Here is a 22,803-nt window from a genome sequence, read left to right on the forward strand (position 1 = left end):
ATGTACGCAGCTCTCTGGCGTGCGCTCCCGGGACCGGTCTGGGCACGCGCCCTGATCCTCCTGGTGCTGGTCGCCGCCGTCCTCTTCGCCCTCGCGACGTGGGTGTTCCCCTGGATCGATGGCATGCTGAATCCACAGAACGTCACGGTCGACCAGACCACGAGTGCGGGAGAGGCATGACGCGAGTCCTCGTCATCGACAACTACGACAGCTTCGTCTACACCCTGAACGGCTACCTCCAGCAGCTGGGTGCCTCGACCGACGTCATCCGCAACGACTCGGTCGGTGAGGACGAGCTGCGGTCGATGCTGCGCGACTACGACGGCGTGCTCGTCTCACCCGGCCCCGGCAAGCCCGGTGAGGCCGGCCTGTCCATCGCTGCCGTGCAGATCGCGCTCGACACCGATCAGCCCCTTCTCGGGGTCTGCCTGGGCCATCAGGCGATCGCGGAGGCTCTCGGCGCCGTCGTCACGAATGCCGAAGAACTGATGCACGGCAAGACCTCGCAGGTCGAGCACGACGGCAGCATCCTTTTCGACGGAGTGCCCCAGCCGTTCACCGCGACTCGCTACCACTCGCTCGCCGTGGTCGACGGCACCGTTCCCGACGAGCTCGAGGTCACCGCTCGAACCGCCGGCGGCGTGATCATGGGCGTCCGCCACGTCGACAAGCCGGTCTACGGTGTCCAGTTCCACCCCGAGTCGGTCTTGACCGAGGGCGGCTACCGGATGCTCGGCAACTGGTTGAGCGTGGCGGGACTGCCTGAGGCGGCGGAGCGCGCGAAGTCGCTGAACCCGCTCATCGCCGCTGAGCGCTGAGCGGCAGCCGCGAGTCCAGCCACGAAGCTGCTGGGTGAGGCGGAACCGGCTCAGGTGCCGTCGCAGTACTCGAGGGTGATCTCGGAGCGCTGCGGAACAGTGCCCGGAGCGAGCGACTGGTTGACGACCTTGTCGGAGGCCTCACCGCACCCGTCGGTGCGCGAGACGGTCACGCGCAGGCCGAGTTCGGCTCCCTCGAGCTGATTGCGCGCGTCGGCGATGCTGAGGTTGCGCACATCGGGAAGTTCGACGAGACCGTCGGAGACGATGATCCCGATGGTCGAGCCCTCGGGGATGGGGGTTCCGGCGGCAGGGTCGGAGCTGATGACGGTGTCGGCGGGAACGGTGGAGGAGTGCTGCGCCGTGATCGATCCGACGGTGAAGCCGGCTGCTGTCAAGGCATCCTGAGCTGCCGAGAGTCCCATGTTGGCCAGCGTCGGCACCGCGAGCTCGGTGGGACCTGTGGACACGTAGACATCGACGGGGTCGCCGGGGGCGAGCCGTGTGCCCGACGGCGGATCGGTGCGGACGACCTGACCGACCTCGACGGTGTTGCTCGCCTCGCTGTGCTCGCTGGCGACCAGTCCGAGCTCTTGCAGGGCATCGGCTGCGCTGTCGTAGGTCGCCCCGACGAGGTCGGGCACCTCTCGGGACACCGTCGGCGCCTCCGTGTTCGGTGAGAGGGTGAGAACCCAGAACAGGACTGCCGCGACGATGACGATGACGGCCAGGATGCCCGACCAGATCCATACCGCAGGCGGTCGGTTCTGCGTCCGCACGACGGTGTCGTCGTCGACGGCGAGCTGCTTCATGGCGCTGTTCACACCGAGCGTCTCGCTGGGCGGGGCGCCGAAGAGGGCGGCGTTGAAATCGGGAGCGGGCAGCTTGCGCTGGGGGACATGGCCCGACGCGGCGGTCTGCACGTCCTCGCGGAACTCGGCGGCGCTCTGGTAGCGCTCGAACCGGTCCTTGGCGAGTGCCCGCATCACCACCGCATCGAGCGCGGGCGAGATCTTGGGGTTGATGGAGCTGGGCAGCGGCGGCTGCTCGCTCACATGCTGGTAGGCGACCGCGACTGCGGTGTCGCCGCGGAACGGGGCGCGGCCGGTGAGCATCTCGAAGAGGACGATGCCGGTCGAGTAGAGGTCGGTGCGCGCGTCGACGGATTCGCCGCGGGCCTGCTCGGGCGAGAAGTACTGAGCGGTGCCGAGGATGGCGGTGGTCTGCGCGACGGTCGCGGAGGAGTCGGAGATGGCGCGGGCGATGCCGAAGTCCATCACCTTCACCTGACCGGTGCGCGTGATCATGATGTTGCCCGGCTTGATGTCGCGGTGCACGACCCCGGCGCGGTGCGAGTACTCGAGGGCGGTGAGGATCCCCTCGACGATGTGGGTCGCCTCGGCGGGCTCAAGTGCACCCATGCCGATGATGTCCTTCAGCAGTTTGCCGTCGACGTACTCCATCACGATGAACGGGACCTGCGTCTCGGCCCCGCGCTCGTCGAGGACGATCTCCTCGCCGGCGTCGAAGACGCGGACGATGGTGGGGTGCGCCATGCGGGCGGCGGACTGCGCCTCCTGCCGGAAGCGAACCCGGAACGCGGGGTCGCTGGCCAGCGACGAGCGAAGCAGCTTGATGGCGACGGTGCGACCCAGGCGGGTGTCGGTGCCGAGGTGGACGTCGGCCATTCCTCCGCGGCCTACGAGCGAGCCGACCTGGTAGCGGCCGGCGAGCAGTCGACGGGAATCGGCGGCCTGCGGCTTCTGCGTTGGTCCTGTTGATGTCGACATGGGATCAACCGTTGGCCGTCGGAGCGGGGGTGGGGCCGGCCGGGGCGACCTCGATGGTCAGGGTCCCGGACTCGGGGGAGTTGCGGGAGCCGCAGTAGGCGACGTACTTGACGCTGATCGGGCCGGAGCCGGCAGCACCCGCGGTGATGTTGTTGTAGTTCGTCTGGCCTGCGCCGACCTGGAAGCTGCCGTTGCTCGCTTCGGCGGCGCCCGCGACCGTGACGGTGTAACCGCTGCGGGAGGTGCCGGCCGGGCACGAGTTGAAGGCGGCCCATGCGACGTTGATCGTCGAGGCGGCCGGGACGGGCTGGCTGCTCGGCGACTGGAGGGTCGGGGTGGCCGGTGCCGGGATCTCGGCCATCGGTCCGTAATAGGTGACCGTGATGGTCTGACCCTTCTGGACCGTTCCTGTCGGATTGAGGTCGTAGACGAGGCCCTCCTGGCCGTCGGCGGTGGAGGCGTTGCCCTCGGCGAGTGCGACCTCCAGCCCGAGACCGTTGAGCTGCTCCTCGACGGTGGCGAACGGCTGGTCCAGATAGGCCGCCTTGTCGACGCTCACGGTGTTGGAGGTGGGCGTCGGCGTCGGTGTGGCGCTGGTGGGCGGAGCGGACGTCGTCACCGGGGCGCTGGTCGCCGGTGTGTCGCCGCCGCGCCCCGACAGGTTGGCGAAGAGCGTGCCGACGAGGACGAGCGCGAGGACGACGATGATGGCGATGAGCGGCCAGGTCCAGGGGCTGCGCTTGCGCTTGCCGTCCTCGTCGCCGGGCTCGCCGTCGAGCGGGACGGGAGCGCCGGGGCCCCCGGGCGCGGCGAGGACCGTGGTCGCCTGCGTCGGCGCGGTCGACTGAGCGGGGAAGAGCTGGGTCGCCACCTCGGTGGGAGGGGTCGATGCTCCGTGCGGAAGGATGCCGGGAACGGCGGCAGCGGCGGCCGCGACGTCTCCTCGACGCAGTGCTTGAGCTGCGCGCGCGAGGTTCGCCGCCGACGCGGGACGCTCGGACGGGCTCTTGGCGATGCAGGCGTAGACGAGGTTGCGGACCGGCTCGGCGATGGTGAGCGGAAGGTCGGGCGGTGTCTCGTTGATCTGCGCCATCGCGATGGCGACCTGCGATTCGCCCGTGAAGGGGCGGTGGCCGGCGAGTGCCTCGTAGGCGACGATGCCGAGCGAGTAGATGTCGGTCGCGGGCGACGCGGGGTGACCGCTCGCCTGCTCGGGTGACAGGTACTGCACAGTGCCCATGACCTGGCCGGTCGCTGTGAGCGGAACCTGGTCGGCGATGCGGGCGATGCCGAAATCGGTGATCTTGACGCGACCGTCGGGGGTGATGAGGAGGTTGCCGGGCTTGATGTCGCGGTGGACGAGCCCTGCGGCGTGTGCAGCCTGCAGTGCCGCCGCGGTCTGGGCGACGATGTCGAGGACCTTGTCGGTCGGCAGGACGTGCTCGCGCTCGAGGATGGTCGACAGGGCTTCGCCCGGGACCAGCTCCATCACGAGGTAGGCGCTGCCGTCCTCCTCGCCGTAGTCGTAGACGTTGGCGATGCCCTCGTGGTTGACGAGCGCGGCGTGCCGGGCCTCGGCGCGGAATCGCTCGAGGAAGCCGGGGTCGCCGAGGTATTCGTCCTTCAGGATCTTGATGGCGACGGTGCGCCCGATGACGAGGTCGGTCGCTTCCCAGACCTCGCCCATGCCTCCGATGGCGATGCGGTTGGCCAGCTGATAACGCGACCCGAAGGTGAGCCCGGATACAGGTCTCATCGTGTCAGCACCGCCTCCATGACTGCTTTCCCGATCGGTGCGGCAAGCAGGTTGCCGTAGCCCGTTTGGCCGAGTCCGCCGCCGTTCTCCACAACCACCGCGACGGCTACCTGTGGGTTGTCCGCAGGTGCGAAACCTGTGAACCACAGGGTGTACGGATCGTCTTCGCCGTTCTCGGCTGTCCCCGTCTTACCCGCCACATCGACCCCGCCTATTCTTGCATTACTGGCTGCGCCATTCTCGACGCCGTTGACCATCATCTGAGTCAACGTTGCAGAGGTGTTACCGCTGATGGGTCTCGAGAACTCCTGCGCCTCGAACTGGCTGCGGACCGTCAGGTCGGCCCCCAGGATCTGATTCACCAGGTTGGGTCGCATGACGACTCCTCCGTTCGCGATGCCGGCGGACACCATGGCCATCTGCAAGGGGGTGGCGCGGTCATCGCCCTGACCGAACGCGGAGAGCGCGGTCTGGGCGTCGTCGAGTCCGCGCGGGTAGCTGCTGGGGGTGACATCCATGGGGATCTGGAGCTCCTGCCCGAATCCGTAGGCACGGGCCATGTCGCCGATCGCCTGCTCGCCGAGCTCGACACCGAGTTCGGCGAACGGGATGTTGCAGGACAGCCGCAGGGCGGTTGCGATGCTGGCCGTGTCGCCGCCCCCGCACGATCCGCCCTCGGAGTTGTTCACCAGCGAGTCGCTGCCGGGGAGCTCGTACTGGCTGGGATTGGGGAAGGTGCTGTCGGGGGTGTACTTGCCGCTCTCGAGGGCTGCCGAGGTGACGATGAGCTTGAAGACCGAGCCGGGAGGGTTCAGGTCGCCCGCGATGGCGCGGTTCTGCAGCGGCTCGTTCGGAGCGTCGAGGAGGGACTCGTAGGTCTGCTCCGCCTGCTCCGTGTCGTGGACCGAGAGCGTGTTCGGGTCGAATCCCGGTTTCGACACGAGGGCGAGGATCTTCCCGGTGGAGGGCTCGATCGCGACGACGGCACCCTGCAGGTCGCCGAGCGCGTCGTAGGCCGCCTGCTGGACGACGGGATCGATGGTGAGCTCGACGGTGTCGCCGATGGGCTCCTGGCCGGTGAGGATGCTGTTGATCTGGTCGAGGAACTGCGAGTCGGAGTGGCCGCTGAGGTCGTCGTTGAGTGCGCCCTCGATACCGGTCGGCGCCCCGCCGAGGGTCAGGTACCCGGTGACGGCCGAGTAGAGGTCGGGCTGGGTGTAGGTGCGGAGGAACTTGTACGGGTCGTCGACGGGGACGGACTCGGCGATGGCCTGACCCGCGACGAGGATGGGACCGCGCTGCGCCGAGTAGCTGGCGTACAGGGTGCGCACGTTGCGGGGGTCGTCGCGCAGGGCGTCGACCTGGATGACCTGGATGATCGACGTCGAGGTGAGCAGCGCGACGAACATCAGCACGACGAGCACACTGACCCGTTTGAGCTCGCGGTTCATGCGTTCACGCCCGTCATACGACGATCCTCGGCTGGGTGCGGACCGAGTCGGAGATGCGCAGCAGGAGCGCCGCGATGATCCAGTTGGCGATCAGCGCGGAGCCGCCGGCGGCGAGGAACGGTGTGGTGAGGCCGGTGAGCGGAATCACCCGCGTGACGCCGCCGATGACGATGAAGCACTGCAGAGCGAGAACGAAGGACAGACCGACGGCGAGGAGCTTGCCGAAGTCGTCCTGCCCGGCGAAGCCGATCCGCAGCCCTCTCGCCACGAAGAGCAGGTACAGCGCGAGGATGCAGAAGATGCCGGTGATCCCGAGTTCTTCGCCGAGGGTGGCGATGATGTAGTCGCTCTGCGCGACCGGGGTGAGATCGGGTCGGCCCTGGCCGAGGCCGGTTCCGATGATCCCGCCGTTCGCGAGTCCGAACAGGCCCTGCACCAGCTGGTAGGAACCGCCGAACGCGTTGTAGACGTCGGGGTTGAACGCGTCGAGCCAGTTCTGCAGACGGCCGCCCACATAGCTCAGGGTCTGGCTGGCGACCAGGGCACCGGCCGCGAAGAGGGCGAGACCGAGCACGACCCAGCTGAAACGGCCGGTCGCGACGTAGATCATGACGAGGAATAGCCCGAAGTAGAGCAGGGCGGTACCCAGGTCGCGCTGGAAGACGATGACCGACATCGCGAGCGCCCAGATCACGAGGATCGGCCCGAGGTCGCGGACGCGGGGGAGCTGCAGGCCAAGGAACCGCCTGCCGACGATCGCGAGCGAGTCGCGTCGTGTCACCAGGTAGCCGGCGAAGAACACGGCGAGGGCGATCTTCGCGACCTCACCCGGCTGGAACGTGAAGGAGCCGATGCCGATCCACACCCGTGCGCCGTTGATCTCGAGTCCGATGCCGGGGAGCATCGGCAGCAGCAGGAGGATGACGCCGACGAGCATGGCGAGGTAGGTGTAGCGCTGCAGCACCCGGTGGTTGCGGACGATGAGGAGCACGGCGATCGCGATGGAGATGGCGAGGGCCGCCCAGACGATCTGGCGTACCGCCACCGAGTCCCAGCCGACGTCCCCCTCGGCGACGTCGATCCGGTAGATGCCCGCGATGCCGATCCCGTTGAGCAGGGCGGCGATCGGGAGGATGAAGGGATCGGCTTCGGGCGCCACGAAACGCATGACGATGTGCATCGCGAGAGTCAGCACCGCAAGGCCGGCGACCAGGATGATGAGGGTCGGTTCGATGGTGTCGAGCGCCCCCAGCTGAACCAGGGCGACGGCACTGGTGTTGATGATCCAGACGACGAGCAGCAGGGCGAGCTCGAGGTTGCGCAAGCGCCGGGGGAGGCGCATGGTGCGCACCCGCCGTCCACCGGATCCGTCGTCAGGTGCATCGACGACAGGATTGTTCGTGACCGTCACTCGCCGCTCCCGGGCAGCAGGTTGCGTTCGAGGTTGGTGACGATCGCGAACGCGTCGGTGACGCTCTCGGCGTTGATGGTGCGCTCGACCCGGCTCTTGTAGAAGCTCGGGAGGTCCTCGACCAGCACGTCGGTGTTCTGGAACACCGAGGAGAGCGGGATCGGACCGATGGTCTGCTGCACGCCCTGGTAGATGGCGACCCGGTCGTCGTTCACTCCGACGTAGTAGCGGGTCTGCGTCCACTGGTAGCCGAGGATGGCGGCGATCACGACGGCCAGGATGACGAGGCTGATCGAGATGAGCCAGGTGAGGCGCCGCCGACTGGCGCGTTTGCGGTCCTCGGCGATGAGGGTGTCGAGATAGTCGTCGGCGTCGGCTTCGAGGTGCGTCTCCCTCGCGACGGATGTCGTCTTGATGGGGTGCAGGAGAAGGCTCGGCAGGCGCAGCCGACGACCTGCCTCGGGATCGAACTCGAGGGGCGAGGCGGCGGCGCCCACGGTGACGGCGACATCGGGTTCGGCCGGCGCGTCGGCCGGGTCGATGTCGGCGATGATGACCGTGACGTTGTCGGGCGCGCCGTGGTCGAGCGCTTCCTTCACCAGCCGGTCGGCGACCTCGCTGGGGCTGCCCCCCTCCGACATGATCTGGTGGATGCGCTCTTCGGTGACGTAGCTGCTGAGCCCGTCGGAGCAGAGCATCCATCGGTCGCCGGGCGCGGTGCCCAGGATGCTGGTGTCGATCTCGGGGGCGGCGTCGATGTCGCCGAGCACCCGCATCAGCACGGAGCGGCGGGGATGGACGGCCGCCTCCTCCGGGGTGATCCGCCCACTGTCGACCAGGCGCTGCACGAAGGTGTGGTCGGCGGTGACCTGGGAGAGCTCGCCCTCGCGGAGGAGGTAGATGCGGGAGTCGCCGATGTGGGCGATGGCCATGCTGTCGCCGACCCGGATCAGGGCGCTGACGGTGGTGCCCATGCCCGTGAGCTCGGGATGCTCGAACACCGTCTCGGCGAGCAGCTGGTTCGCCGCCACGAGGGCGGACTGCAGGGCGAACTCGGCATCCTGCGGTGAGGCGTAGTACTGGTTGTCCGTCTCGGCGATGCGGTTGACGGCGATGGCCGAGGCGACATCGCCTCCGGCATGACCGCCCATGCCGTCGGCGACGACGAACAGCTGAGCGCCGGCGAAGCCGGAATCCTGATTGTTCGAGCGGACCTTGCCGACATGCGACACGGCGGCACCGAGGGTTCTCTTCGCCATCCGCCCGCTTACCGCCGCAACTCGAAGCTCGTCGCGCCGACCTTGACCGGGGTGTTCATGGGCACCTGCGTCGGCACGGCGACGCGCTTGCCGTCGAGGAACGTGCCGTTCGTCGAGTCGAGGTCCTGGATGACCCACTCGTCGCCCCAGAGGAGCAGCCGAGCGTGGTGGGTGGAGGTGTAGTCGTCGCGGATCTGGAATCCCGATTCGCTCGAGCGTCCGATGGTGAGCGGCTCGGTCCCGAGAGGGATCTCGAGACCCGACTTGGGTCCGGAGGTGATGACGAGGCGACTCGCCGTCTTGGTGGTCGCCATCGGTTTGGCGCCTTGGACGGTCTGCGGGGTCCCTGTCGGCAGGGACTGCACCGCCGGGGGAGTGTGCACCGGGGCGGAGGGCGCGGCGAACGCGGGCTGCTCCTGCAGTTTGCGGACGCGGCTGCCGAACAGGTCGGATCGCAGCGCGTAGACGACGGCGAAGACGAACGCCCAGAGGAGGGCGAGGAATGCGATGCGGAGGATCAGGAGGGTGAGTGCGCTCATCGGCCCGCCCAGAAGTTGCCGAGGTCGCCGCCACCCCGCGAAGCGCTGTCGGGGCGCGCTGCCATCCCGTCGGTCCCGTCGCTCTGCGGCAGAACACGGAAGACGATGCGGGTGCGCCCGATCTGGACGACCGAGTCGGGAGCGAGCAGCGCCTTCGACACCCGCTCGCCGTTGAGGGTCGTGCCGTTGGTCGAGCCGAGGTCGTTCACCTGAGCCCGGTTGCCGTCCCACACGATCTCCACGTGCTTGCGACTGGTGCCGGTGTCGTCGATGGTGATGTCGGCGTCGGACCCGCGGCCGATGATGGTGCGGGACTGGGTGATCGGGTACCGCTTGCCCGCCACCTCGAGCACGGGCTGCCAGGTGACGTGACCCTGGCTGGTGCTGGAGTCGACCTGGACGAGACCGGCGGTGATCGAGTCGTCTTCGGTGAGGGTGATGCTGACGGTGCCGGCGAACTGATAGTTCTGCGATTTCGCGTACTGCTGCACCAGAGCGGTGAGCTCGTCGATGAGGTTCGGGCCGAGCGTGGACATGCGGGAGAAGTCGGAGGGCGCGAGTCGCACGACGAAGCGGTTGGGAGCGAGGATGCGCTCGCGCGACACAACTGCGGCGCGGGTATCGAGCTCTTTTCTGAGCGCTGCGGTGATCTCGAGCGGTTGCAGACCCGACTTGAACGTCTTCGCGAAGGCACCATTGACCGCGCGCTCGAGACCTCTTTCGAAGCTGTCGAGAATGCCCACAGTCAGCGGCCTTCCGTTTTTCGAGCGCGCAAAACGCGGCGCATGGCTATCGGAATGCTAGCCGCCCCGCCTGTCAGCCCCGTGTTGACGGGCCGGAACCACACCCGAAAGGGTAAATCGTGGCCAGAAGCGCTGTGGTAATCTCGTTCGTCGGCGTGCAAGCGCCGTGGTGAGCGCGAGTGGCGGAATAGGCAGACGCGCACGGTTCAGGTCCGTGTGCCCGTGAGGGCGTGGGGGTTCAACTCCCCCCTCGCGCACCAGAGAAGAACGAATACGAACGGCCGAGACGATGCGTCTCGGCCGTTCGTCGTCTGCGGCTCCGGCAGGTGATCGGGGTGGATGCTCGGACCACGCTCGCCCACGGATGGCACAGTGGGGGCATGCGCGCCATCGTGATCTCCCACCCTGGAGGACCTGAGGTCCTCGTCGTCGATGAAGTGGACGAGCCCGTCCCCGGGCCTCGCGAGGTCATCGTCGATGTCGCCGCCGCAGGCGTCAACCGGGCGGACGTGTCCCAGCGACAGGGCGCCTACCCTGCGCCCGAAGGTGCACCCGACTGGCCGGGTCTCGAGGTGTCCGGCACTGTCGTCGCGACCGGTGAGCAGGTCTCGCGGATCCGGGTGGGCGACTACGTCGTCGCCCTTCTGAGCGGGGGCGGTACGCCGATCGGGTCGCCGTCGATGAAGGACTGGTGCTTCGCGCTCCCAGCGGTGTCGACCTCGTCCTCGCCGCCGGGTTGCCGGAGGCGGTCGCGACCGTGTGGAGCAACGTCTTCCTGGCCGGTGGGCTTCAGTCCGGCGAGACGCTGCTCGTGCACGGCGGTACGAGCGGGATCGGGTCCATCGCCATTCAGCTCGCCGTCGCTCGCGGCGCCACCGTCTTCGCGACCGCCGGCACCGACGAGAAGGTCGCGTTCTGCGAGGGCCTCGGCGCGACTCGTGGAATCAACTATCGCGACGAGGACTTCGTCGCGGTCGTGAAAGAGGCGACGGGTGGGCGTGGGGTGGATGTGATCCTCGATCCGATCGCCGGGTCGTATCTCACTCGCGATGTGGAGGCGCTCGCCGTCGGCGGTCGGATCATGGTCATCGCGACACAGGGTGGACGCGAGGCGACTCTCGATGTCGGCCTGCTCATGCGCAAACGCGCACGGATCTGGGGAACGACCCTGCGGGCGCGGCCGCTGCAGGAGCGCCGAGACATCATGGCGTCGGTGGGCGAGCAGGTATGGCCGCTCATCGAGGACGGCACGGTGCGGGTGATCCTCGATTCGGTCTTCCCGCTGGAATTCGCCAAGAACGCCCATGCGCGCATGGAGTCGGGCGCTCACGCGGGCAAGATCCTCCTCGCGGTGCGCTGACGGGTCGCCGCGACCCACTCCGCCGCGAACGCTAGGCGATCGTCGCCAGGGGTGGACGGAGAACCTTCTCCATCGATTTCCCGCGCGCGAGCTCGTCCACCAGCTTGTCGAGGTAGCGGATCTTCTGCATCAGCGGATCCTCGATATCCTCCACCCGGATCCCGCAGATCACGCCCGTGATGAGAGTCGCGGACGGGTTGAGCCGCGCCTCGGCGAAGAACCGCTCGAAGGAGGTCCCGGTGTCGAGGTGCTGCTGCAGTGTCCCCCGGTCGAAGCCCGTCAGCCACTCGATCACCTCATCGAGCTCGGCCTGCGACCGCCCCTTCCTCTCCAGTTTCGCGAGGTAGAGGGGATAGACCGCAGCGAAGCTCGTCGTGAAGATCCGGCTCATGACAGAAGGGTAGCCGCGAGGGCGCGGACGCTGAAGAGTCTCCCTACTCACTCCGGGTGGCCGTCGCCGGCTGGTGCTCGACGGTCCTCATGTCGGTTTCGTCGTGGCCGTAGTGGGGGTTTCCTCAGTTTTCTCTGGAACGGTTATCAATATGGACGGCTGTCATAGACCCTCGCCGCCCCTCTTCTACGTCGCCGATGGGAGGGAGCGGTGATCGACCAGGACACCTGGCTGAACCTGGCCCTCGTCGTCGTGTTCGTTCTGATCGGCGGAGTCTTCGCCGCCACGGAGATCGCCCTCGTCTCGCTGCGCGAGTCGCAGCTGCGGCAACTCGAGAAGCGGAGCGCTCGCGGGGCGAAGGTCGCCTCGCTGGCGAGGGATCCCAACAGGTTCCTCGCCGCTGTGCAGATCGGTGTCACGGTCGCGGGGTTCTTCTCCGCCGCGTACGGCGCATCGACCATCGCGCCGGACATCGCTCCGCTGTTCGAGAGCGTCGGCCTCCCTCCGGCCGTCGCGTCGACGGTCGCCCTCGTCGTGATGACACTGGTGATCGCCTATCTCTCGCTCGTCCTCGGTGAGCTCGTCCCCAAGCGCCTCGCGCTGCAGCGTGCCGAAGGGTTCGCCGTGGTGGCGGCTCCGGTGCTCGACGGTTTCGCGGTCGCGATGCGCCCCGTCATCTGGGTGCTGTCGAAGAGCACCAACGGGCTCGTGCGACTGCTCGGCGGCGATCCGCAGGCGCGCAGCGAGAACATGTCGGAGGAGGAGCTCCGCGACCTGGTCGCCGAACACGAGACGCTCGACGACGAGGCGCGCCGCATCGTGGCCGATGTCTTCGACGCCGGCACCCGAACCCTGCGCGAGTCCATGCGGCCGCGTCACGAGGTGTCGTTCCTGCCGGGTGATATCAGCATCCGGGAGGCGTCGGATCGGGCACTCGACGAAGGCCATACCCGCTACCCGGTCGTCGGCGACTCCATCGACGACATCCTCGGCTTCGTGCACATGCGGGACCTCCTGCGCCGGCATCCGGATGCCGAACCCGACGCCCCTCTCCGCGCCATCACCCGCGACGTACTCGTACTCCCCGCCACGAACTCGTTGCTGACGACCCTGCCCGCGATGCGCCGCGACGGGGCGCAGATCGCGATCGTCGTCGACGAATACGGCGGGACCGCGGGGATCGTCACGCTCGAAGACCTCGTCGAAGACGTCATCGGACAGATTCGCGACGAGTACGACGACGAGGAATTCCCACTGGCGGACGGCGACGGAGGTCCGCTCGAGATCGACGGCGGGCTCGTCATCCAGGACTTCGCCGCATCGTCGGGCATCGAGATCGTCGACGGCGATTACGAGACGGTGGCGGGATTCATCCAGAGCACACTCCAGCGGATTCCCGCGGTCGGCGACCGGGTGGCTCTGGAATCCGGGACCCTCGAGGTCGTGCGAATGGAGGGATACCGGGTCGACCGGATCCGCTTCACCCCCGATCGCGAGTCGGATTCCCGAGCCGAGGCTGCGGGCAGCGGCGGAATCTGATCACCAGACGCCGAGGTGCTCGAGCAGCACCTGGAGGCCGATGAAGATTAGGACGACCCCTCCGGCGAGCTCGGCAGGGCGCTGGAATCGGGCGCCGACCCGTTGCCCGATGGCGACGGCGGTGAGTGACAGGATCAGCGTCGTCGCGCCGATGAGTGCGACCGCTCCCCAGATATCGACCTCGAGGAACGCGAACGAGATGCCGACAGCGAGGGCATCGACGCTCGTCGCGAAGGACAGGACGAGGAGCTCCCGCCAGCGGAGGCCCTGCGGCTCCGACTCGGCGCCGTCCTTCGTCGAGAACGCCTCCCACAGCATCTTGCCGCCGATCAGGACGAGCAGGCCGAACGCGATCCAGTGGTCGACGGCGGTGATGTAGTCGGCGAAGAACGAGCCGATGGCCCAGCCGATGAGGGGCATCCCGACCTGGAATACCGCGAAGGCCGTCGCGATGATGAGCGCGTTCCGAATGAGGAGCTTCCGCATCCGAACGCCTTGGGTGAGCGCGACGGCGAAAGCATCGGCGGAAACGCCGAGGGCGACGAGTACGAGGGCAGGGAACGTCATGCTCTGGTCCTTCGATCAGAGCCGGAGATGAGGAAGCTCTCCGGCATGAATGAGATGCCGAAGGTCTCGCTCGCCCGAACCCGGGTGGAACACCGGACGGGGACTTCCCCGTCAGTATGTCGATGAACCGCTGGCGCTGACGCGCTGGGAGCTACTCCCCTTCGCGCTCCACGCTACCAGGCACACCTTGCCGACCAGAGGACGGACCTTGCGATCAGCTCTCATTCAGCTGAATCTCAGCCCCGTGTATCACTCGGGTCTAACGTGAATCACGACCCATCATTCACTTTCAGAAGAGGCAGCCGATGAGCGAGTTGATGTCTGGGGAGACGTCGGACCTGATGTCACCCGAGAAGAACGTTCAGCGGATCATGTGGACCGGAACCATCTGGTTCGCCGCTGCTGCCGCCTCCGTGGCGGCGTTCACCGGCCTCCTGCTCGCCTCGGGGTGGCGACCCGCCCTGCTGCCGCCCGCCGACCAGATCGTCTGGTGGGTCGGAGCGTTGGTCGTCGTACTCAGTCTCGGGCTGATCGGCTGGTCGGGTTGCCCGATCCTCGAGGTGGACGTGCCGACGGCGGACCACAACAAGACGAAGACGATGCAGTTCGGCACCGCGATGTTCATCATCGGCGGGGCCATCGCCATCTTCGCCGTCCTTCTCGGTCCCGCCGCCTGAGCGGTCGGCGACCGGTCAGCGCCAGCGCAGCTCGCGCGAGTTCAACAGCGAGCGCAAGCCGAGTTCCCGGCGCAGGCGTGCGTCGTTCAGCGCGTCCACGATGACGACCGACCCCTCGACGTGCGCGCCGGAGGAGACGACGAGCTTCTTCATCGCGAGGAGCTGACCGCCCGAGTCGGCCCAGTCGTCGACGATCAGAACGCGGCTCCCGAAAGGGATGAGCCTTCTCCGCACCGCGAGGGGCATATTCCGCCCGCGGTAGTCGGACGGTGTTCGCTCGACCACCCACTCATCACTATCGGCCAGGCGGTCGATGTCCTTCTGCGCGGCGGCGAACCCCGCTCCGGCGGCTGCCGCGACGAGGACGCCGAGCCCGAGGCCGCTTCGATCCGGACCCAGGATGAGGTCTGGTTTCGCGTCCGGGAACAGGTCCACCAGAGCGGCACCGACGTCTCGGACGATCACCGGATCATTCAGCCAGCCCGTGCGACCCGCGAACCAATATCGCTGATCGGGGTCTCCCACCCAGCGGAAAGCGGCGATGAGGCGCGCGGTCAGCTCGGTGGGCATCCCGACACCATGGCACGGGCGCGGAAGACGGCGCCAGTCGCCCGTGCGGGGGTGACCCGGCTCTATCTGTCGAGCTGGGAGTGCAGGAAAGCCACGACCCGTTCGCGTGCTGCGAGGGCCGGATGCCCCGGGTGTTCCCGCACCTCGGAGGTGAGGACGGAGTGGGCGCCCTTCGAGAACCCACCGGGGTTGCCGGGCGACGAATCGAGCTCGATGACCTCGAACGCGTCGCCGAGCTTCTTCTCGAGGGTGGCGAACCGAGCCCGGGGAACCGAGGCGTCCTCCGAGAAACGCAGCCCGATCGCGCAGAATCCGGCGGACGCCGCTCGCTCGGCGACACGGTCCAGCTCGGCGCCGGACATGGAGGGGTCGCGCTGGCGGACCTTGCCGATCGGGAACGGTGCGGCCGGCTGGCTGGCCACCGATGCCAGGACCGAGTCGTCGACCGCGGTCGCGAGCGCGAATCCGCCCGTGAAGCACATGCCGATCACACCGACCCCGGCTCCCGGCGTCCGTGCGTTCAGGTCTGCCGCGACCGCGCGGAGGAAGTCGGTGATGGGCCGGTGGGCGTTGCTCGCGAAGGCGCGGAACTCCGCCGAGACGCAGAGCCGGAGGACGGTGCTGATCGTGTATCCGACCGTCATGTCCTTACCGGGGGTGCCGAACGGCGACGGGATGACGACCGTGAAGCCCTGATCGACCAGGTGGTCGGCGAGGCCGAGCACCTCGGGGGTGATGCCGGGGATCTCGGGGATCAGGACGACTCCCGGCCCGGATCCCTTCTCGTAGCAGTCGTAGGTCGAACCACCGCCGGTGAAGGGCGCGCAGGCCCATCCGGCGAGAGTCGAGCGAGGTGCGGTCTCGGTCATCCGGCCAGTATGCGCTCTTGCCTCTGAGCTCAGACCCCGTCGAGCAGGTAGGTCTGCAGTTGCGCGGGTGTTTTCGCCACGGCGATGGCGCCGACCCACTCATCGAGGGAGCCGTAGCCCCACTCGACGGAGATGGTCGGGATGCCGTTCGCTCCCGCTCCGATCACGTCGTGGCTGCGGTCGCCGACCATCACCGTGTTGCTGTGGTCGACGCCGAGCTCGTCGAGGTGGGCGAGCACCCACGCCACGACGTCCACCTTCTCGCTGCGGGTCTCGTCGTCACTGGCTCCGCCGATGAAGACGAAGAGGTCGTCGAGGCCGTAGTGCTTGAGGATCCGGATCGCCTGCGTCTCGGGCTTCGACGTCGCGACCGCGAGGGGGATGCCCGCCGCCTTCACGGCACGGATCACCTCGGGGACGCCCGGATACACGCTGCTGTCGAACGCGCCGTGCTCGTGGTACCTGGCGCGGTAGATGTCGAGTGCCCGGTGCCGTTCGGGGTCCTCGATACCGAGTGCGGCGAAGCCGTCCATGATCGGCGGGCCGATGAATTCGGTGAGTTCCGCGGGCGTGGGGACGGGCCGACCGAGCTGCTCGAGCGTGTGGATGAGCGACGCGGTGATGCCCGAGGCGGAGTCGGTGATCGTGCCGTCGAGATCGAACAGCACGCAGGTCCAGGGTCGGGTGGTCACCCGCGACACCCTATACGGCTCGAATTACAGGCTTGTTCCGCGGCGGGACGGGCCCGTTCGCGGCGAGTGGCCGGGACATCGGGTCAGAACAGGCGAGCGTGTGCGTCGTCCATGCCGCGCATGGCGTCGTAGTCGAGCACGAGACAGCGGATTCCCCGGTCCTGAGCCAGGGTGCGCGCCTGCGGTTTGATCTCCTGCGCCGCGAAGACACCCGTGACCGGCGACAGGTGCGGATCCCGGTTCATCAGCTCGAGGTAGCGGGTGAGCTGCTCGACCCCGTCGATGTCGCCACGGCGCTTGATCTCGACCGCGACCGCGCGGCCCTCGCCATCGCGGGCGAGGATGTCGACCGGACCGATCGCGGTCATGTACTCCCGCCGCACCAGGGTGTGTCCCTCGCCGAGCAGCACGATCTGCTCGGCGAGCAGCTTCTGCAGGTCGGCCTCGACACCGTCCTTGACGAGGCCCGGGTCGATGCCGAGCTCGAAGCTGCTGTCGCTCTCGACCTCGTGGATCGAGACGATCAGGCGGTCGTTCGTCTTGCCCTGGGCGACCGTCCACAGCTCGGTGATCCCCGCCGCGCGCTGGTCGTCGTCGGGCTCGGACACGGTGAGTGAGCAGGGCGGGCTCATCCAGTTCAACGGCTTGTACGAGCCGCCGTCGGAGTGCACGAGAACACTGCCGTCGGCCTTCACCATGAGCAGGCGAGGAGCGAGCGGAAGGTGCGCGGTCAGACGTCCCGCGTAGTCGACGGAACAGCGGGCAACGACCAGACGCATCCCTCGAGCTTAACTCTCCGCGGGGTCGCTCCGGCTTCCCGGCAGAGGGCGCGCCGCAGGTGTGGCGAGACCCGCGAGGGCGACGAGAACCAGCACCGGGATGAGCCCATTGAGAAGCCCGAAGTGCTCGCCCAGGAACCCGATCAGGGGAGGCCCGGCGAGGAAGGCCACGTAGCCGATGGTGGCCACCGCGCTCACCCGGGCCGCGGCGCGACGAGGGTCGTCGGACGCAGCCGACATGCCGACGGGGAATCCGAGGGAGGCTCCGAGCCCCCACAGCACGGTCCCGGCGATCGCGATGGGCGCGGATGGCACGAAGATGAGGATCGCCAACCCGGCGACGGCCAGGAGGGACGAGACACGCAGAACGGGCACCCGTCCGAACCGGTCGAGGAGTCCGACCCCCGCGAACCTGCCGATGGTCATCGAGGTGAGGAACAGGGCGAGCACGAGAGCCGCCTGGTCGTTCGCGAGACCGTGCCCGTCGACCATGGCGAGCGCGAGCCAATCGTTCGCGGAACCTTCGGCGAACGCCATTCCGAGGACGATCACCCCGATGAGGAGGGTGCGCGGTTCCGTCCAGACGCTCATCCGCTCGCGCCACCCTCGCGGTGCGCTGTCGTCATCGGCGTGCGGCTCGATGCCGACCATCTCGGACTGGTAGGAGCGGACCGCGATGATCAAGGCGATGAGGATCGCGGCCGCGATGGCCGAGGTGTGCACGAGAAGAGGGATCCCGAACGCCTCGGCCAGTGCGCCGATGCCTGTTCCCACGACGGTCCCGACGCTGAACATGGCGTGGAAGATCGGCATGATCGCTCGCCCGAGCACCCGTTCGTTCGCCGCTCCGGAGACGTTCATCGCCACGTCGCACATGCCGTTCCCCGCGCCGAACACGAGCAGTCCCGCGAAGGTCAGCCAGATGCTGTCGACCTGCGCTCCGACCGCGGCGAGCGGAAGTCCCAGAACGCCGACGCCCAGACTCAGGAGCACCCCGCGCGCTGCTCCGATACGGGCGATCACATGGCCCGCCGCCGTGAGTCCGAGGATCGACCCGACAGCGACTCCGAACAGGACGATCCCGATGACGCTGGTGCTCACCTCGAGCTGATCGCGCACCGTCGGCACCCGTGACAGCCAGGTCGCGATGGCGAGACCCGACAGCCCGAAGGTCACGAAGATCGCGTTGCGCCATGCCGAGATCTGCGGACGGGTGAGGCTGGGGGTCGGAGAGGTCACACGTTCGAGCCTATGGCCGGCGCGCGGCCCGCGAGGGGGATCCAGCGCGTGCCGCGAGCACGCAGTCCGAGAGTGATCGCGCGCGCGCCGAGCATGCCCGCACCGAGCGCGATCCACAGCAGGGCGACGGCGGCGACGGGATCGGTCGGAGCGAAGGCGACGGCCGGTGCGAGGGCCGCGAGATAGACGACGAGGTTGATGATTCCCGCGAATGCGAGGTAGCGACCGTCTCCCGCGCCGATCAGTACCCCGTCCAGCACGAAGACGTATCCCGCCAGCGGCAGTGACGCGGCAGTCAACAGGGTGGCGACCACGAGCGCCTGCCGCACGGCGTCGTCGGAGGTGAAGACGATGCCGATCACGGGGGAGAGCGCGGCGAGGACGACGCCGAAGACCGCCCCGGCGAGGATTCCCCAACCGGTCAGCCGCCGTGCGACGGTGACGACGCGCGTCCTGTCGCCCGCCCCGATCGAATGACCGATGAGCGCCTGGCCCGCGATCGCGAGGGCATCGAGGGCGAACGCGGCGGACAGGAACACGGTCATCGCGATCTGCATGGTCGCCAGTTCGGTCACTCCGAGAGAGGACGCCGCGACGGTGGTCGCCACGAACGAGGCGCGGAGGCTGATCGTGCGCAGGAGCAGCCAGCCGCCGCCCACCGCCGCTGTGCTCACCCCGTCGAGACCGGGGCGGAGCCGTGCGCCCGTCCGTCGGGCGGCCCGCACGGCGAGCACGACGTAGATGACCGCCATGCCCCATTGCGCGATGACGGTTCCCGCTGCCGATCCCGCGATACCCCATCCCGCGCCGTAGATGAGGAGGGCGTTGAGTGCCGCGTTCGTGCCGAAGCCCGCGGCGGCGATGACCAGCGGCGTCCGGGTGTCCTGCAGCCCGCGCAGCAGACCCGTCGCCGCGATCACGACCAGCATCGCCGGGAGGCCCCACAGAGACACCGAGTAGTAGACGGTCGCCGCCTCCCGGACGTCGGGCTCGGAGCCGAAGACACCGATGACGGCGGGAGCCGTCGGCAGGGCGACAGCGGTGATGACGAGACCGAGACCCAGGGCCAGCCACATCCCGTCGATGCCCGCGGTGACGGCACCCGCCCGGTCGCCGGCGCCCAACCGTCGCGCGACGCTCGGCGTGGTGGCGTAGGCGAGGAAGACCAGGAGTCCCACGAGCGTCTGAAGAACGGTGCTCGCGATGCTCAGGCCCGCGAGGGGCACCTCGCCCAGATGTCCGATGAGAGCACTGTCGGTGAGGAGGAACAGGGGCTCCGCGATGAGAGCCCCGAGCGCGGGCACGGCGAGACGTGCGATGTCTCGATCGAGGGGCAGCAGCATCCGGCGCATGGCTCGCCCGACGCTAGACCATTCCTCCCGCCATCCGCCGTCTTCGAGACTTAGTCTTGGAGACGATGAGCGCTCCCACCGGTCCCCGCCCCGAATCCGGCCTCGACATCGCGGAGTTCGATCCTGATATCCGCGTCCAGGACGACCTGTTCCGTCACGTCAACGGGCGGTGGATCGCGCGTACCGAGATCCCCGCGGACCGCGCGCGCTACGGCTCGTTCTACCTGCTCGCCGAGAAGGCGGAGGAGGCCGTGCGCGACATCATCATCGAGGCGCAGGGCGCCGCCGAGGGCACGCAGGAGCGCAAGATCGGGGATCTGTACTCGAGCTTCCTCGACGAGGAGCGGGTCGAGGCGCTCGGCGCCGAGCCTCTCGCCGACGACCTCGCTCGGGCTCGCGCCGTCTCCTCCGCCGAGGAGCTCGTGCAGACCATCGGCTCGATGCAGCGCAGCGGCAGCGTGAGCCTCATCCAGCTGTTCGTCGACAACGACCCGGGCAACCCGGAGCGCTACCTCATCTTCCTCGAGCAGGGCGGCCTGGGCCTCCCCGATGAGAGCTACTACCGCGAGGACAAGTTCGCCGAGATCCGTGCTGCGTACCTGCGCCACCTCGAGCGCGTCCTGGCGCTCGCCGGATGGGACGAGCCCGCCGTCGCCGCCGAGCGCGTCCTCCGCCTCGAGACCGCCATCGCCGCCGTGCACTGGGACAACGTGCGCACGCGTGACAGCGAGGCGACCTACAACCTGATGACCTGGGAGGAAGTCGCCTCGCTCGCCGCCGCGGCCGAGGGAGGCGGGCTGGACACCTGGTTGCGCGGGCTCGACGTGCCGAAGGAGGCGCTCGCCGAGGTCGTCGTCCGCGAGCCCGGTTTCCTCGAGGGGCTCGCGCCCCTCCTCACCTCGTCGCGCCTCGACGAGTGGCGCGACTGGCTGGCGTGGCAGATCATCCGATCCTCTTCGCCGTACCTGTCCGACGCGTTCGTCTCGGCGAGCTTCGACTTCTACGGCCGCACCCTGACCGGCACCCCCGAGATCCGAGCGCGCTGGAAGCGCGGGGTCAGCCTCGTGGAGGGCGCGCTTGGCGAGGCCGTCGGTCGCACCTACGTCGAACGGCACTTCCCGCCCGCGGCCAAGACCGAGATGGACGTGCTCGTCGCAAGCCTGATCGAGGCATACCGTCAGTCGATCTCGCAGCTCGAGTGGATGAGTCAGGAGACCCGCCTCCGAGCGCTCGACAAGCTCGACAAGTTCGTTCCCAAGATCGGCTACCCCGACACGTGGCGCGACTACTCGGCGCTCGTCATCGATCCCGCCGACCTCATCGGCAACGTCCGTCGGGCCGGTGACTTCGAGTTCGCCCGAGAGCTGGCGAAGATCGGCGCTCCGCTCGATCGCGGCGAATGGTTCATGACTCCGCAGACGGTCAACGCGTACTACAACCCGGGTTTCAACGAGATCGTCTTCCCCGCCGCCATCCTCCAGTTCCCGTTCTTCGTCGAGGGCCGAGACCCCGCCGCCAACTACGGCGCCATCGGTGCGGTCATCGGGCACGAGATCGGCCATGGATTCGACGACCAGGGGTCGCGATTCGACGGCGACGGCAGGCTCACCGATTGGTGGACCCCCGAGGACCGCGCGGCATTCGAGGAACGGACCGCGTCGCTCATCGGCCAGTACGACGCCCTCGAACCGCTGCAGACTCCCGGCCATCACGTGAACGGTGCGCTGACGATCGGCGAGAACATCGGCGATCTCGGTGGTCTCGGCATCGCCTGGAAGGCCTACCTGCTCTCGCTCGACGGCGAGGAGCCCCCCGTCATCGACGGGCTCACCGGCGCGCAGCGGTTCTTCCTCTCCTGGGCGCAGGCCTGGCAGCAGAAGTCGCGCGATGAGGAGGTCCTTCGTCTCCTCGCGATCGATCCCCATTCGCCGAGCGAGTTCCGGGCGAACCAGATCGTCCGCAACCTCGATCCGTTCTACGAAGCCTTCGGCGTCACCGAGAGTGACGCCCTGTGGCTGCCCGAAGACTCCCGCGTCACGATCTGGTGACCGCGACGACCGAGCGTCGGCGGCGGGGGAGGGGCCACCTGCAGCCGACGGGACGACATCGGGGGTTCGAGGCCACCGAGAACTTCAGTGCGGGGTTCCAGGCGCTCGCGCATCTGGCACTCGACGGCGCTCAGGTCTCGGCGCGTGCCATCGATCTGCTCACCGGTCGTGTCCTCTTCTCGGTCGACGATCACGTCGTCCTGCCCACCGCGAGCATCGGCAAGGTGCTGCTGCTGCTCGAGGTGTCGGCTCGCCTGGGCGTCGGAGGCTACTCGCGTTACGACATCCTGGACCGCACGTCGCCCGACGAGGTCGAGGACTCCGGGATCTGGCAGCACCTGCACACGCCCGCGCTTCCGCTCGCGGATGTGGCGAGCCTGGTGGGCGCCGCGAGCGACAACCTGGCCACCAATGTGCTCCTGCGCCGGGTGGGTCTCGACGCGGTGCGGGAGCGCACCGACGAGCTCGGCCTGCAGCGCACCGCCCTGCTCGATCGGGTCCGCGACCGCCGAGGACCCGATGACGCCCCTCAGCTGTCGGTCGGTTCGATGGACGAGCTGGTGTGGCTGTTCGCGGCGATCGCCCGGGGTGAGGCGATCGATGCCACGACGAGCTACCGTGTGGCCGACTGGCTCGCTCTCAACGTCGACCTCTCGATGGTGGCCAGCGCGTTCGGTCTCGACCCGCTGTCGCACGTCCGCTCGGACCACAACCTCACGCTGTTCAACAAGACAGGCACCGACAAGGGCCTGCTGAGCGAGGTCGGGGTGCTGCGCGGTCCCCGGGCGGGTGTCGCGTACGGCGTCACGCTCTCCTACCGCGACGACCGGCTCGCCGACCGATTGAGCGCACGCCAGGCGATGCACACCATCGGCCTCGACCTGCTCGAGTACGTCCACTGACCAGCCCCGCCCGCCCGCCCGCTGAGCGCAGCGAAGCGCAGGGACCTCGGC

Annotated in this window: 21 protein-coding genes, 1 tRNA gene and 1 pseudogene; 8 read left to right on the top strand and 15 right to left on the bottom strand. The window is 68.3% G+C overall.

Going from position 1 to position 22,803, the window contains the following annotated elements; genetic code table 11:
* Window positions 1-180, top strand: coding sequence for a hypothetical protein (locus DDQ50_RS03025; RefSeq protein ID WP_116755231.1), 180 nt, complete (start codon window positions 1-3; stop codon window positions 178-180).
* Complete coding sequence (locus DDQ50_RS03030) at window positions 177-818, top strand: anthranilate synthase component II (protein ID WP_116755232.1); 642 nt, start codon at window positions 177-179, stop codon at window positions 816-818. The genes DDQ50_RS03025 and DDQ50_RS03030 overlap by 4 nt, the downstream gene beginning before the upstream one ends.
* A 50-nt stretch (window positions 819-868) precedes the next feature.
* Here DDQ50_RS03030 and pknB read toward each other — a convergent pair whose 3' ends face one another.
* The 7 genes from pknB to DDQ50_RS03065 form a co-directional block, all read right to left on the bottom strand.
* Window positions 869-2,608: a Stk1 family PASTA domain-containing Ser/Thr kinase gene (gene pknB / locus DDQ50_RS03035; RefSeq protein WP_116755233.1), complete on the bottom strand. Its 1,740-nt coding sequence runs from the start codon at window positions 2,606-2,608 to the stop codon at window positions 869-871.
* Window positions 2,609-2,612: 4 nt separating this feature from the next.
* Window positions 2,613-4,364: a protein kinase domain-containing protein gene (locus DDQ50_RS03040; RefSeq protein WP_116755234.1), complete on the bottom strand. Its 1,752-nt coding sequence runs from the start codon at window positions 4,362-4,364 to the stop codon at window positions 2,613-2,615.
* A complete protein-coding gene (locus DDQ50_RS03045) occupies window positions 4,361-5,815 on the bottom strand; it encodes a peptidoglycan D,D-transpeptidase FtsI family protein (protein WP_116755235.1) in 1,455 nt (484 codons plus the stop codon). Before DDQ50_RS03045 ends, DDQ50_RS03040 begins: the two co-directional genes overlap by 4 nt.
* A 13-nt stretch (window positions 5,816-5,828) precedes the next feature.
* Complete coding sequence (locus tag DDQ50_RS03050; protein WP_116756058.1) at window positions 5,829-7,157, bottom strand: FtsW/RodA/SpoVE family cell cycle protein; 1,329 nt, start codon at window positions 7,155-7,157, stop codon at window positions 5,829-5,831.
* A gap of 65 nt (window positions 7,158-7,222) precedes the next feature.
* Window positions 7,223-8,485 carry a Stp1/IreP family PP2C-type Ser/Thr phosphatase gene (locus DDQ50_RS03055; RefSeq protein ID WP_116755236.1) on the bottom strand — a complete coding sequence of 421 codons (1,263 nt, stop codon included), beginning with the start codon at window positions 8,483-8,485 and terminating at the stop codon, window positions 7,223-7,225.
* An 8-nt stretch (window positions 8,486-8,493) separates the two neighbouring features.
* On the bottom strand, window positions 8,494-9,024 hold the full coding sequence (locus DDQ50_RS03060; RefSeq protein WP_116755237.1) for an FHA domain-containing protein FhaB/FipA: 531 nt from the start codon (window positions 9,022-9,024) through the stop codon (window positions 8,494-8,496).
* A complete protein-coding gene (locus DDQ50_RS03065; RefSeq protein ID WP_116755238.1) occupies window positions 9,021-9,767 on the bottom strand; it encodes an FhaA domain-containing protein in 747 nt (248 codons plus the stop codon). Before DDQ50_RS03065 ends, DDQ50_RS03060 begins: the two co-directional genes overlap by 4 nt.
* Before the next feature lie 173 nt (window positions 9,768-9,940).
* Here DDQ50_RS03065 and DDQ50_RS03070 point away from each other — a divergent pair.
* Window positions 9,941-10,027: transfer RNA gene (locus tag DDQ50_RS03070), tRNA-Leu, on the top strand.
* 120 nt (window positions 10,028-10,147) lie between these two features.
* Window positions 10,148-11,127: pseudogene (locus DDQ50_RS03075) on the top strand (NAD(P)H-quinone oxidoreductase).
* 31 nt (window positions 11,128-11,158) lie between these two features.
* On the opposite strand, the gene DDQ50_RS03080 reads toward DDQ50_RS03075, so the two are convergent.
* A complete protein-coding gene (locus DDQ50_RS03080; protein WP_116755239.1) occupies window positions 11,159-11,518 on the bottom strand; it encodes a DUF2200 domain-containing protein in 360 nt (119 codons plus the stop codon).
* Between the two features lie 210 nt (window positions 11,519-11,728).
* Between DDQ50_RS03080 and DDQ50_RS03085 the strand changes: the two genes are divergently transcribed.
* Window positions 11,729-13,057, top strand: coding sequence for a hemolysin family protein (locus DDQ50_RS03085; protein WP_338065109.1), 1,329 nt, complete (start codon window positions 11,729-11,731; stop codon window positions 13,055-13,057).
* Here the strand turns inward: DDQ50_RS03085 and DDQ50_RS03090 are convergent, their stop codons facing one another.
* Entirely contained in the window at window positions 13,058-13,624 is a 567-nt protein-coding gene (locus DDQ50_RS03090; RefSeq protein ID WP_116755240.1) for a manganese efflux pump MntP, read from the bottom strand.
* A 305-nt stretch (window positions 13,625-13,929) separates the two neighbouring features.
* Between DDQ50_RS03090 and DDQ50_RS03095 the strand changes: the two genes are divergently transcribed.
* On the top strand, window positions 13,930-14,301 hold the full coding sequence (locus DDQ50_RS03095; RefSeq protein WP_133245891.1) for a hypothetical protein: 372 nt from the start codon (window positions 13,930-13,932) through the stop codon (window positions 14,299-14,301).
* Window positions 14,302-14,316: 15 nt separating this feature from the next.
* Here DDQ50_RS03095 and DDQ50_RS03100 read toward each other — a convergent pair whose 3' ends face one another.
* From DDQ50_RS03100 to DDQ50_RS03125, 6 genes are all read right to left on the bottom strand, one after another.
* Window positions 14,317-14,871, bottom strand: a complete 555-nt coding sequence (locus tag DDQ50_RS03100; protein ID WP_116755242.1) for a phosphoribosyltransferase family protein — start codon at window positions 14,869-14,871, stop codon at window positions 14,317-14,319.
* Window positions 14,872-14,933: 62 nt separating this feature from the next.
* Window positions 14,934-15,740, bottom strand: a complete 807-nt coding sequence (locus tag DDQ50_RS03105) for a dienelactone hydrolase family protein (protein ID WP_116755243.1) — start codon at window positions 15,738-15,740, stop codon at window positions 14,934-14,936.
* Between the two features lie 29 nt (window positions 15,741-15,769).
* Window positions 15,770-16,432, bottom strand: coding sequence for an HAD hydrolase-like protein (locus DDQ50_RS03110; RefSeq protein WP_240614213.1), 663 nt, complete (start codon window positions 16,430-16,432; stop codon window positions 15,770-15,772).
* Window positions 16,433-16,515: 83 nt separating this feature from the next.
* A complete protein-coding gene (nucS, locus tag DDQ50_RS03115; protein ID WP_116755245.1) occupies window positions 16,516-17,211 on the bottom strand; it encodes an endonuclease NucS in 696 nt (231 codons plus the stop codon).
* 9 nt (window positions 17,212-17,220) lie between these two features.
* The gene (locus DDQ50_RS03120) at window positions 17,221-18,450 is read right to left on the bottom strand and encodes an MFS transporter (RefSeq protein WP_116755246.1); all 1,230 of its coding nucleotides are present in this window, start codon (window positions 18,448-18,450) and stop codon (window positions 17,221-17,223) included.
* Window positions 18,447-19,793: an MATE family efflux transporter gene (locus tag DDQ50_RS03125; RefSeq protein WP_465252664.1), complete on the bottom strand. Its 1,347-nt coding sequence runs from the start codon at window positions 19,791-19,793 to the stop codon at window positions 18,447-18,449. The genes DDQ50_RS03120 and DDQ50_RS03125 overlap by 4 nt, the downstream gene beginning before the upstream one ends.
* Window positions 19,794-19,867: 74 nt before the next feature.
* Between DDQ50_RS03125 and DDQ50_RS03130 the strand changes: the two genes are divergently transcribed.
* Together DDQ50_RS03130 and DDQ50_RS03135 are read left to right on the top strand one after the other, a co-directional pair.
* A complete protein-coding gene (locus DDQ50_RS03130; RefSeq protein WP_116756060.1) occupies window positions 19,868-21,850 on the top strand; it encodes a M13 family metallopeptidase in 1,983 nt (660 codons plus the stop codon).
* A complete protein-coding gene (locus DDQ50_RS03135) occupies window positions 21,847-22,752 on the top strand; it encodes a serine hydrolase (protein WP_240614214.1) in 906 nt (301 codons plus the stop codon). The genes DDQ50_RS03130 and DDQ50_RS03135 overlap by 4 nt, the downstream gene beginning before the upstream one ends.
* The last annotated feature ends 51 nt before the right edge of the window (window positions 22,753-22,803 follow it).

Origin of the sequence: Amnibacterium flavum (assembly GCF_003097495.1) — a bacterium.
Lineage (GTDB): Bacteria > Actinomycetota > Actinomycetes > Actinomycetales > Microbacteriaceae > Naasia > Naasia flava.

Excerpts from the sequence above, each read along its gene's own strand:
- DDQ50_RS03025 (WP_116755231.1), top strand. The coding sequence starts at position 1 with ATGTACGCAGCTCTCTGGCGTGCGCTCCCGGGACCGGTCTGGGCACGC.
- DDQ50_RS03030 (WP_116755232.1), top strand. The coding sequence starts at position 177 with ATGACGCGAGTCCTCGTCATCGACAACTACGACAGCTTCGTCTACACC.
- pknB (WP_116755233.1), bottom strand. The coding sequence starts at position 2,608 with ATGTCGACATCAACAGGACCAACGCAGAAGCCGCAGGCCGCCGATTCC.
- DDQ50_RS03040 (WP_116755234.1), bottom strand. The coding sequence starts at position 4,364 with ATGAGACCTGTATCCGGGCTCACCTTCGGGTCGCGTTATCAGCTGGCC.
- DDQ50_RS03045 (WP_116755235.1), bottom strand. The coding sequence starts at position 5,815 with ATGAACCGCGAGCTCAAACGGGTCAGTGTGCTCGTCGTGCTGATGTTC.
- DDQ50_RS03050 (WP_116756058.1), bottom strand. The coding sequence starts at position 7,157 with ATGCGCCTCCCCCGGCGCTTGCGCAACCTCGAGCTCGCCCTGCTGCTC.
- DDQ50_RS03055 (WP_116755236.1), bottom strand. The coding sequence starts at position 8,485 with ATGGCGAAGAGAACCCTCGGTGCCGCCGTGTCGCATGTCGGCAAGGTC.
- DDQ50_RS03060 (WP_116755237.1), bottom strand. The coding sequence starts at position 9,024 with ATGAGCGCACTCACCCTCCTGATCCTCCGCATCGCATTCCTCGCCCTC.
- DDQ50_RS03080 (WP_116755239.1), bottom strand. The coding sequence starts at position 11,518 with ATGAGCCGGATCTTCACGACGAGCTTCGCTGCGGTCTATCCCCTCTAC.
- DDQ50_RS03090 (WP_116755240.1), bottom strand. The coding sequence starts at position 13,624 with ATGACGTTCCCTGCCCTCGTACTCGTCGCCCTCGGCGTTTCCGCCGAT.
- DDQ50_RS03095 (WP_133245891.1), top strand. The coding sequence starts at position 13,930 with ATGAGCGAGTTGATGTCTGGGGAGACGTCGGACCTGATGTCACCCGAG.
- DDQ50_RS03100 (WP_116755242.1), bottom strand. The coding sequence starts at position 14,871 with ATGCCCACCGAGCTGACCGCGCGCCTCATCGCCGCTTTCCGCTGGGTG.
- DDQ50_RS03105 (WP_116755243.1), bottom strand. The coding sequence starts at position 15,740 with ATGACCGAGACCGCACCTCGCTCGACTCTCGCCGGATGGGCCTGCGCG.
- nucS (WP_116755245.1), bottom strand. The coding sequence starts at position 17,211 with ATGCGTCTGGTCGTTGCCCGCTGTTCCGTCGACTACGCGGGACGTCTG.
- DDQ50_RS03125 (WP_465252664.1), bottom strand. The coding sequence starts at position 19,793 with ATGCTGCTGCCCCTCGATCGAGACATCGCACGTCTCGCCGTGCCCGCG.
- DDQ50_RS03130 (WP_116756060.1), top strand. The coding sequence starts at position 19,868 with ATGAGCGCTCCCACCGGTCCCCGCCCCGAATCCGGCCTCGACATCGCG.